Raw genomic sequence first — 11,405 nt, 5'->3', positions numbered from 1 at the left:
TGAAGACTTATGAAGAAACCGAACAAGGGACGTTTGACCGAAACACTGAAGCACATCCGGCGGGACCGTGAACTGCTGCTGCTCTTTATCCCGTGTATTCTCTTTTATATCATTTTTCGCTACGGTCCCCTGTACGGCTTGATTATCGCCTTTAAGGATTACAGCGTATTCTCCGGCGTGATGGGCAGCGATTGGGTCGGCCTGAAGCATTTTGTTAAATTTTTCAGCAATCAGGACTTTTGGATGCTGTTCCGCAATACATTGCTGCTTGGATTTTACACGCTGATCTTCGGCTTCCCGTTTCCGATTCTGCTGGCGGTCCTGCTGAACGAGGTCCGGACCAAATGGTTTAAAAAATCGGTGCAGACGCTCAGTTATCTGCCGGCGTTTTTGTCAGTCGTCATAATCAGCAGCATGATCATCGATTTCCTGTCGCCGACGAACGGACTGCTGAACCAGCTGCTGGCTGCGTTCGGCTTTGAGAAAAAGTATTTTCTCGTCGATCCCGGCTGGTTCCGTCCGATCTATGTGATCTCCGAGATCTGGGGCACGATCGGCTACGAGTCGATCATCTACCTGGCCGCGATTGCGGGAATCAATCCGACGCTGTATGAAGCGGCCCGTGTAGACGGCGCATCCCGGTTTCACATGATCCGGCACATTACGATTCCAGGTCTCATGCCGACGATGCTCATTATGTTCATCCTGAAAACAGGCTCGATGATCCGAATCGGCTACGAAAAGGTACTGCTGCTGTACAATCCGATGACCTACAACGTGGCCGACGTCTTCTCGACATATGTGTACCGGAAAGGACTGCTCGAATCCAATTACAGCTATGCAGCCGCGGTCGGCATGTTTGAAGCGCTGGTGGCCATGACGATGCTCCTTGGTGCAAACGCAATCAGCCGGAAGATCGGAGGGAAAGGGCTATGGTAGGAGAACGCAAAATATCGGTCTTCAGCATCGTCAACGCCCTGATCCTGGCCTGCATCGCGGTTGCGACGCTCTATCCGGTGCTCTACATCACGGTCATTTCGTTCAGCGACACGGCTTCGGTCATTCAGGGCAAGGTATTCCTGTTTCCCAAAGGCTTTAATCTCGATGCCTACAAAGAAGTGCTGAGCAACAACACGATTCCCAGAGCTTATCTGAATTCCATTTACTATACGGCATTGGGTACCTTCATCAATCTGCTGTTTACGGCAGTGGCTGCGTATCCGTTGTCCCAGCCCAATTTCTTCGGGCGGAGGGTGTTCATGCTGGGGATCATTGTCACGATGTTTCTCAATCCCGGCATTATCCCCACATACATCGTCGTTCAGAAGCTGGGACTGACGGATACGGTCTGGTCGCTTGTGCTGCCAAACGCGATCTGGACGATGGAGCTGATCATACTGAAGAGCTTCTATGAAAATATGTCGTCGCAGATACGTGAGGCGGCCCTCATCGACGGCGCATCGGAGACGCGGATTCTGTTCAGTATCGTCATTCCACTTTCCAAGCCGGCGCTGGCATCGATCGGCCTGTTCTTTTTCATGGGCCACTGGAACAGCTTCTTCCTTCCGCTCATTTATTTGAACGACAAGGAGATGTATCCGCTTCAGGTGGTCCTGCGCGATATGCTCATTTTTAACAGCGAAAATGATGCCGGACTCGTGGACCGGGCGGCCCTCGCACCGCAGGCGGTCAAGAACGCCACAATCGTGCTGTCGATGATTCCGGTGCTGCTGATCTATCCTTTTGCCCAAAAGTATTTTGCCAAAGGGGTCATGTTAGGTTCCGAGAAGGGTTAAGCGGACGGATGTGGAATAGTTGTCATCATGAGAGGTGACGCCAATGAATCGGCTGCTTGCAAACCGGGGACTACTGCAAATCTTCTGCTCTCTGCTGTTAGTCATCATGATCATGTCTGCATCAAGCTATGTCGTTTACAAAAAATCCATTTCCGGCATCTATGACAAAGTTACGCAAAACAATCGGCTCGTCGTTAAAAATATCATTCAGGCGTTCGACAGCAGCTTTACGACGGTCAACAACCTGATTTTTACGATCCACGGACTGCCATTTGATCCGGTCAAATCCGGAGACGGCGGCCGCATGGATATGGCGCAGGTCTATAATTTGCAGGATAATCTGGCATCGCTGATTTCTTCTGTCGATTATATCGAAGATGTCATCGTTTTTTACGACAACCAGGATCTGGCCATTACGGCTAATGGAACGAGCGACATGAAGCTGCTCTTCCAGAACAAGTACAGGCACGATACGTACAATGCCTCGTACTGGCGCAGCTTTTCCAAATCCAAACGTCCGTTTACGGTATTTCCTTCTTCCGATTACATGATGCAGACGGAAGGGTCCAAACCGCAAAGCCGGCAGCTCATCGCCGTCATGGACGGCAACAAATACAAGCTGTCGGATAAAAACGTGATTATTCTGATCAATGCGGAAAAGCTGCTGCAGCATGTGAACATGTCCTCCATGATTCCGGGATCGTCCATGATCGTGCTGGACGGCGACCGGAAAATCGTGCTCAGCACGGAAAAAAACTGGGACCTGGTCGAAGTGCTGAACGACGTCTATTTTAACCAGTCTCAGGAAGACTCGCTGACCCGCGGTGACTTCGAGTATCATGTGTACCAGTCGGATTATAACGATTTCATTTACATTGATAAGATGCCTTATCAATTCCAGAATATCGATACCGTGGCCAGCGGCAGCCGGATCATTATGGTGATCGCCATTGTGAGCGCGGTGCTGCTGTCAGGGCTGCTCAGCGTCTATCTGTACCTGCCGGTCAAAGGCATTCTTCAGCTGTTCGGAGAGGGCCGCGTCAAAGGGAATGACTTTCGGAAAATCTACAGCGGCATCGTCAAAGTCCAGCGCGAGAACGAGGCGCTAAGGCAGCGGATGGAGAGAGCCGAGGCCGATATGTGCAGGAACGCGTTCTTCCGGGTGCTGGAAAGCCAACGCTCCAGCGACATCGCGCGGGATGTGCTCAAGTATGAGCCGTTTTTCTTCCGGGACCGCAGCTTTGTGATGGCATCCCTTGATTTGAGGCTTTCCCAGAAGGGGGATCGTTCTCATCCCGCGATGGAGCCCCGGCAAATGACTGAGCTGCTGCGCAAGGAACTTGGCAGCATGGCGGGTACGGGCTATACGGCAGTGTTTCACCAGCGGGAGATGCAGTTTCTTATCCTGCTGGGCATACCGCAAGGCGGCGACCGGCAGACGGTGATATCCGGCTGGGCTGCCTTCATTCAGGAAGCGAACCGCGATGTGCTGCCTGGATATGTGCTCCGTTCCTTTGTCAGCAAGGATTATGAGGCTCATGTCCCGAATCTTCTGTCCGCTTACCAGGACATCCTGAACGGGATGCTCTACCGGAACGTACAGGATGAGGCGCAGACCGTGATCGATACCGCGGCGGTACAGTATGTGGGTGACGTTTATTTTCCACTGGAGAAAATGGATCATTTGGCCCGCTGCCTGACGGCCGGACTGACCGAGGAGAGCATCCAAATCGTGACGGACATTATTCACGAAAATGCACGCCGGAACATTCATCATTACCATCTGGCTCATGTGGCCAAAAGCATGTTCCTCTATCTGATCAAGCCGGCCAAAGCTACGGCCGAAGGCGATCAGGAACTGATGCAGCTGGAGTCCCGGTTCATCCGGCGGGTCGAGCAGGCATATGATCACCGCGAAATCACGGAGGCGCTCCTGGAAGTGGTGAAGAAGGTTGCCGGCAGCCGCGGCGGCGAGCCGAAAAGCAAGCTGAATCCTGCCTTTATTTCGCAGTACATCGAACTTCATTATATGAACAACCTGTACCTCGACCATATGGCGGAGGTGCTGGATACGAGCCCGAAATACTTTTCGAACTATTTCAAGAAAACGTTCGGCATCAACTACGTCGAATACCTGAATAAGGTGCGGCTGGCGCACGCCCGCGAATTTCTGAAGAACACCGATTACAACATATCGGAAATCGGGGAAAAGACGGGGTACATGAACGCGTCAACCTTTACCACGACGTTCAAAAAATACTACGGCATCTCCCCCAGCGAATACCGGAAAATGGCGGGGGAGGGATAGAAGGAGCGAACCATCGTCATGAAAGCCGTTGCCGCATTACGAGGAAGCATTGTAGTCACGGATAGGGAAGACCTGCCTCTGGAGAGGGGGCATGTCCGGATCCGGACCGAATATTCGGCCATTAGTCCCGGCACGGAGCTGTCTTTTCTGAAAAAGGGCGGCGATCATCCGTCCCTGCTCGGGTACAGCGCGGCCGGCATCGTCGAGGAAATCGGCGAAGGCGTGACCGGCCTGCTGCCAGGTCAAAGGGTGGCCTGCTATGGAGCCCCTTACGTCCGGCATGCGGAACGTCTCACGGTTCCGTCCAATTTGGTGGCCGCGGTACCGGACCACGTCCTGCCGGAGGAAGCCGCTTTTGCGGGCCTTGGGGCGATAGCCATTCATGCCCTGCGGACGGCGGATCTGCGGTTCGGGGAGTCGGCGGTGGTCGTAGGACTTGGCATTCTGGGCCAGATCATTGCCCAAATCGCTTCAGCGGCTGCAGTTCGCGTCGCAGCGCTCGATTTGAACGCGCAGCGCGTACTGATGCTGCAGGAACAAGGAATCCGTCATGCGTATAACCGGCATGAACAGCTTGAGGAGCAGCTGCAGATCCTCACGGACGGCCATGGGGCGGACAGTGTCATCTTGTGCGCAGGGGGGCCGGGGGAGGAGCTGATCAACCGGTCGCTCACCTGGATTCGCGACCGCGGCAATATCGTGGTTGTCGGTGACTTGACCACTACGTTTTCCCGTGGTCAGATGTTCGGCAAGGAGGCGCAGGTGCTCATCTCCAGGGCCGGCGGACCCGGCAGATATGACAGCGGATATGAGAAGGATAACCGGGATTATCCGATCGGTTATGTGCGATGGACCGAGGGCAGAAACGTTGCGGAATATGTCCGCCTCCTCGCAGAAGGACGGATATCGGTACTGCCGCTCATATCGCACCGCTACCCGCTAGGTGAAGCGGAAGCGGCTTACGCCAACTATTTGAATCCTACGGATTGTCTGGGAACGATTCTCGAATACGAATCCTGAAGGAGGATGTGTGAATGCGAAAGTCATGGTTTGCACTATTGGCATGTGTTGTACTGTTAACAGGCTGGACTGGAATGGGAGGCAGCGGCACGGCAAATGCGGAAGACAGCCGTCTGTCGCAGAAAGTGTATGGCAGCCCGGAAGAGCTGCTGCCGCCGCTGAACTACACCGTTTCGATTTTTAACGGGACCGTAGGCTATGAAGAAGGACGGCCGGTCATGTATACCGTGTCTAAAGGGAAACCGGGCCAGCTGAATGTCATTGACCTGGAGGATTACAAGCTACTGCGCAGCATTCCGATCCCGCCCTCGGAGAGCTCATGGGCGCATACGGTTGCGCCGGACGGCACGCTGTACGTTGCGGCCGACGGCAGCGGGGCCAGGTTGTGGAAATATTCTCCGGTGACGCATACCGTTGAACAGGCCGCCTCCTTTGCCGGCGAATCGTGGCCAATCTGTATCACAACGGATGAGGCGGGCCGGGTATACGTCGGTACGTATCCTGGAGGCAAGGTGATTCAGTACGATCCAGCCACCGGACAAACGAAGGACTATGGCCGCGTGATCGGTAACATTGCCCAAGAATATGTCCGCTCCATCGCATATCAGGGCGGTAACATTTATGCGGGAACGGCGCATCATCAGATTGTCCGCGTTAATCTGGAAACCGGCGAGAAGACGGACATTGCCGCGTCACTGAATGTTCCGGAAGGGGACGATACGGTATACGATTTGGACACCATCGACAACCGCTACCTGTTCGCCCGTTATACGGATGGCAGTGGTGTGCCGGGTCCGGCGTACATCTATGATACACAAACCGGTTCCTGGCTCGATACGGTGCTGGACAACGTGACCGGATTGCACGAGACCGATTCCTTGGACGGTAAAATTTATTTTATGTCCGACAAAAAATTGAAGACCTTCGATCTTGCTACGCATGAAGTCAGCGAAACAGGAATGGAGTACAACAGCGGATTCCGGGGAGCCGACTGGGTAGAGTTTCCGAACAACCCCGACCTCCCGGGCAAAAATCTCGTCACCGTCCGCTATGACGGCGGAGTGGCGATCATGAACATCGAGACCAAGCAAGTGCACCTGATGCCATCCGTCGTTCCGGGTTTGCCGGGCGTGGTGAACCGGATCCAGTCTGCTCCGGACGGGAATCTGTTCGTCACCGGGGTACAAACGAGCCGGGGTTCGATTATCGACCCGAATACCCTGACTTCCTCGGCATTCTCCATTGGTCAGGCGGACAGCGTGTATCCGCTCGGCGATAAAATGTATATGGGCGTCTATCCTGAAGGAGCGCTGTTCGAATACGACATGACCAAGCCGCCGGGGACAGAAAACCCGAAGAAGACGTTCGTCCTGGAAAATGGGCAGGAACGCCTGGTGAATATGACATCGGGAGGCGGCAAGCTCTATATCGCGACCATCCCGGGTTACGGTACCCTTGGCGGATCGGTTACGGTATATGATCCCGCTACGGGGGACAGCCGCGTTCACCGCAACGTCGTGCAGGATCAAAGCGTCCTGAGCCTTGCCTATAAAGACGGCAAATTGTTCGGATCGACGACGATTCGCGGGGGACTCGGTTCGGAGCCATCGGCGGATGAAGCGAAAATATTCGTATGGGACACCCAGACCGAGCAGAAGATCACAGAATTCCCGCTGCGGATCGCCGGACTCGATAAACCGGTCTTCATCGGGGATTTGAGCGTAGGTCCGGACGGACTGATCTGGGGCGCGGCGTATGAATACGTATTTGCGCTGGATCCAAATACGTATCAGGTTGTAAAGAGCAAAAAGGTGCAGTCTGGCGTTAGCTATACGCAGTGGGCTCATCACACGATCCGCTGGTCGGAAGACGGCCTGATGTACGTTTTGTTCAACAACAAACTGACGGTCATTGATCCGCAAACGCTGGAATCGCGCACGATTACCAATGCCGCCCGGTTCGAGCTCGGCAAGGACGGCAACATCTACTTTACCGACAATGCCACGAATACGATCATGTACCGGATTGAGGTCGATGGGGAAATTGTCGAGCAGCCACCTGGCATTCCGCTTCCGGTTAAAAATCCGGGATTTGAGGATGCCATGAGCGGCACTGCGATCCCAGGATGGACGCCCTTGTTTGCAGCCAGTTCCGATTTGAGCTACGCGGTCAGCACGGACCGGAGCTCCACCGGCAGTGCCAGCCTGAAGCTGACGGATAATACCCGTACGGGATCCGTCGCCTTGCAGAGCGATAAGATCACCGTCGAACCAGGCAAGAAATACACGTCCAAAGTCCAGGTGTATATCGAGTCGGGACAGCCGGGAACGATGCTGCGCTTCTTTGACAGCAGCAATCAAACGCTGGCTACGCAGGAGATCCATCTGGACGAGAGCCGGCTGGCCCAGTGGCAGACCGTGACGCTGAACGGTACGGCTCCCGACAACGCGGCCTACGCCCGCTTGATCGCAGTGGTCAGCCGCTACAACATGGCGTCGGCATATTATGACGACTTCTCCCTGTCCGTTGAAGGGACGCCTGAACCGGTTGATCAGGCAGCGCCTGTGTCTGCGGCCGAGGTATCGCCCGCTGCAGGCGAGAGCGGCTGGCTGAACCGTGACGCATCCGTGCAAATCCAGGCGGAGGACGAGGGCAGCGGCGTGGCCGCCATAACTTATGCGGCCAGCGGAGCGGGTTCGCTTGAACCGGTTCGAGTAGAAGGAGCAACCGCGTCCTTCAACGTGACTGCCGAAGGAGTCACCACGGTGACCTATTCGGCCGAGGACCAGGCCGGCAACAAGGAGAAAGCGCGGGAGCTTACGGTCAAGATCGATAAAACGGCGCCTGAAATCACGTTTACCGGGGAAGCAGCCTATACGGTAGATCAGAAGGTGTCCATTCAGTGCGCGGCGTCCGACAGCTTATCCGGTGTCACATCGGAACCGTGCATCGGGACAGACCGACTCGCATATGAGCTGGAGCCCGGCATCAATGTGATCACGGCTTCGGCTAAAGATGCCGCAGGCAATGAAAGCACAAAGGAGTTTTCATTCGAAGTTAAGGCAACGTACGACAGTCTGGGCATGCTTGTGCGTTCGTTCCTGCCTACGGATGCCGACTTTGCCGAGTCGCTGAACGCGAAGCTGCTGGCGGCCAAGGCTTCGGCCGGACGTGATCAGGCTCAGGCGGTGCAGGGACAGCTGTCCGCGTTCGAGCAGGAGGTTACCGCCCAAAGCGGCAAGAAGCTGACGGCGGATCAGGCAGCGGTGCTGCTGAAGTGGGTGAAAACGCTGAAATAGAAAGATATCGAAAAGAATAGTCGTGTTAAGCGACGTCGAATGAGGAGTCTGCGAGCAAGCGCAGGCTCCTTTTCCTTTTCTGAACGATTCCGAATCTTTAGAACCGGTGAGGTTACCAGCGTTTGCAAAATCGGCAACTTTCACTAACGAAAAAGCGTTAAACAAGTAGTTCGATCCGGATCGGAAACCGGACAAAGATGATACATATTTGATACCAGGGGTAGGGAGATGAAATAGTTATGGATAAAAAGCGCCACTTTGGCACCTTTGCACGGTCTGCCGTGATGCTGACGATTTTGGGAGCCACGGTGATACCCAGCCCGCTTGTGGCGGCAGGGGATTTAGCAGTTCAGGATCAGGCTCTAAGCATTCAGAAACCATCCGCAACTGGGCAGGCGGCTCAGGTACCCGTCCAAAAGTCGGCGATCAAATGGCAATTTAGCTCTTCGTTTTATGATCAGGCAACCGGTTATTCCTACTACTACGCTACCACCGACCAAATGAGCAGTCGCACCATCTATCTGGATCCGAAGGGGGAGTGGCATGCGTTTGCAGAAGGCGTAACGATACATCGGGACTACACATTGGAAACACCGGTCGTGGACAGGACGAAATACGGCGATCCTATGGAAGGGCTCTACTCGACCGTATATGACCCATCCAAGGAGACTGCGACGAGAGGGGTATATTTTGCAGGCGGCTCGGACCTCCAGCATGGATTTCGTTATGTGAAAAACTATTACAAGCGGCAGGACGCGCAGGGAAAGGAGTATACTGCTTCCGATTTCAGCCTGCTCCTTCGAACCCGTTCCGGCGTGATCCGCGAGATCGAGCGCGTGCCTAACCGTTTGCGTTTTAAGGCGATGTCGGACGGAAATGCGCTTGCGGTTCAGTACAGCGTTCCTCATAAACCGGATGAAATATTGATCATCAACACGGAGACCGGGAAGAAGAAGCACTTGGCATATGGCCGACCAGAATACTATGACGCAAAAGGGGGGCGGCTTCTCATCACTCTCAATAAAACGGGAAATCCAAGCATCGTGTATACGCTAGCAGACGGTAAGCACCGCCCGGCGACGGAACAGGATTGGAAAGAGCTTAGAAGCATTAGCTTGGCTGAAGGCCGCCACCTTCCGTGGCCGGACCCTGCTACTGCGCCTCCAACTGGTTTGCAGCCACAGGATTTGCCGGTGACATCGGTCCAATCTCAAGATCAAATCTTGGTCCGAGCTGCGATTGGCGGTCGTGCGGTGAATTTACCCTTTGCTTTTGTCCAAAACGGCCGGACACTGTTCCCCGTTCGCGAATTGGCGGAGCAGACAGGCCTGGAGGTTAAGCAAACGAAAGTGTCTGGAAAAGCGGGGGACACATCTTTTACCTTGAAAGGACCTGGGGGGAGCGTAAGTTTAACGCCGACTGAACCTATGATGATCGGCGGCCAGCTCTTTATTGGCTCTGATATCTTGAAGCGGATTGGCCTGCCGGTGCAGGGGGTGAATTGGAACCCCTAATTAGATGACGGCGGATTTGGAAATTGGCTCATCTTTGGAACAAGGGGTTGATCATGGATCCATCTAATGGTTACTCAAACCGAAAACTAGGAATTACCTAGTGAAAGGAGAAAATCAACGGTGAACAAGAAGCACAAACGGAAGGCCACGTTGTTGTTTGCAGCGCTGCTGACTGCGGCGGGTACGGCGATGGTGCCAAGCCCCAGCGTACAGGCTGATGAGGCATCTGCGGCTGCAGTACAGGCGGATCGTGCACAGAGTAAAGGAGTTTCCAATTCCCAAGCAACTCAGACACCCGAACTCAAATGGGATTTCAGGGCTGAATTTTATGATAAGGGCACGGGGCGTGCCTATTACGATGCGTCCGCTTATGACGGTGAGCAATATTATAACCGCACCGTATTCCGCGATCCTAATGGAAAGTGGAATGCACTGGAAGAAGGAATATCCGTAACCTGGAGCTATGGTTTGAAGAAGCCGATTTTGATTGGCAAAGGTCTCGGTGATTATTTGAATGGGCTGTTTTCGACTGTATTTGATCCAGCCCAAGAGACAGGAACAACCGGAGTGTTTTTTATTGGCGGTAAGGATAACCGGAGCGGTCTGCATTATATCAAAAATTATGAGATAGGTCAGGACGCACAGCAGAATTGGTACTCCACTTCTTTTTTTAGTGTATTTTTGCGCACCGGAGACGGAGTGATTAAGGAAGTGGATGGTGCACCATTTCGTCCAGGATTTTTCTCGATGCCGGACGGACGTGTGCTCGCCGTTCAGTATAGCTCCTCAGCCAAAATGAATGAAATTTTGATCATAAATCCGGCAACGGGGATTAGGAAGCAGCTTGTCTACGCGAGCCTCGACTATTATGATGTCGAAGGTGGACGACTACTTGTCAGATATAATCAGCCGAATCGTCCGAGCGAAGTCATAACGCTGTCCAATGGAAAAGCACGCCAGGCAACGGAACAGGATTTTAAGGAATTTTCCAACCTGGCAGAAAAGAGCTACCAGGCACCTATACCAAACGCATCGACTAAGCCCCCTGCCGATTTACAACCACAAAACTTGCCGGTGACGCATATTCAAATTCATGACCAGATCACAGCCAGAGCCACCATTGGCGGTAAGGTGGTATATCTCAGTTTTGCCTTTATTCAAAACGGACGCACGATGATTCCGGCACGGGAGCTGATGGAGCAGGCGGGCCTGGAAGTGATACAGCAGAAGGTGGCTGGGAAGGTAAACAGCAGTTCTTTTACCCTAAAAGGTCCGGGAGGAACCGAGACGGTCACGGCTGCTGACAGCATGATGATCGGTGACCGGCTCTATGTTGGATCTAATGTTTTGAAGCGGATTGGGTTGCCGGTGCTGGGGATGAATTGGAATCCGTAAGCAAGATCGCGGCCCTATCATAAAAATAACGGCATGCTTTCCCGTGGTCTACATGGGAGGCATGCCGTTTTCA

7 protein-coding genes are annotated in these 11,405 nt (G+C 53.7%); all 7 read left to right on the top strand.

Annotated features, from left to right (window positions below; all coding sequences use genetic code 11):
* Window positions 1-9: 9 nt before the first annotated feature.
* Window positions 10-939 (top strand): ABC transporter permease, encoded by a 930-nt coding sequence (locus K2F33_RS25940; protein ID WP_263879588.1) that lies wholly within the window; start codon window positions 10-12, stop codon window positions 937-939.
* A complete protein-coding gene (locus tag K2F33_RS25935) occupies window positions 933-1,796 on the top strand; it encodes a carbohydrate ABC transporter permease (protein ID WP_145134176.1) in 864 nt (287 codons plus the stop codon). Before K2F33_RS25940 ends, K2F33_RS25935 begins: the two co-directional genes overlap by 7 nt.
* A 43-nt stretch (window positions 1,797-1,839) precedes the next feature.
* Entirely contained in the window at window positions 1,840-4,104 is a 2,265-nt protein-coding gene (locus K2F33_RS25930; protein WP_263879586.1) for a helix-turn-helix transcriptional regulator, read from the top strand.
* 18 nt (window positions 4,105-4,122) lie between these two features.
* Entirely contained in the window at window positions 4,123-5,124 is a 1,002-nt protein-coding gene (locus tag K2F33_RS25925) for a zinc-dependent alcohol dehydrogenase (protein ID WP_263879583.1), read from the top strand.
* Window positions 5,125-5,138: 14 nt separating this feature from the next.
* Complete coding sequence (locus tag K2F33_RS25920) at window positions 5,139-8,423, top strand: OmpL47-type beta-barrel domain-containing protein (protein ID WP_263879580.1); 3,285 nt, start codon at window positions 5,139-5,141, stop codon at window positions 8,421-8,423.
* A 239-nt stretch (window positions 8,424-8,662) separates the two neighbouring features.
* Window positions 8,663-9,937 carry a hypothetical protein gene (locus tag K2F33_RS25915; protein ID WP_263879578.1) on the top strand — a complete coding sequence of 425 codons (1,275 nt, stop codon included), beginning with the start codon at window positions 8,663-8,665 and terminating at the stop codon, window positions 9,935-9,937.
* 120 nt (window positions 9,938-10,057) lie between these two features.
* Entirely contained in the window at window positions 10,058-11,332 is a 1,275-nt protein-coding gene (locus K2F33_RS25910) for a hypothetical protein (RefSeq protein ID WP_263879576.1), read from the top strand.
* The last annotated feature ends 73 nt before the right edge of the window (window positions 11,333-11,405 follow it).

It is taken from the genome of Paenibacillus sp. PSB04, assembly GCF_025809195.1.
Lineage (GTDB): Bacteria > Bacillota > Bacilli > Paenibacillales > Paenibacillaceae > Paenibacillus_AQ > Paenibacillus_AQ favisporus.
Note: the sequence above shows the minus strand (reverse complement) of the source record. Positions and strands in the feature narration are given on the sequence as shown.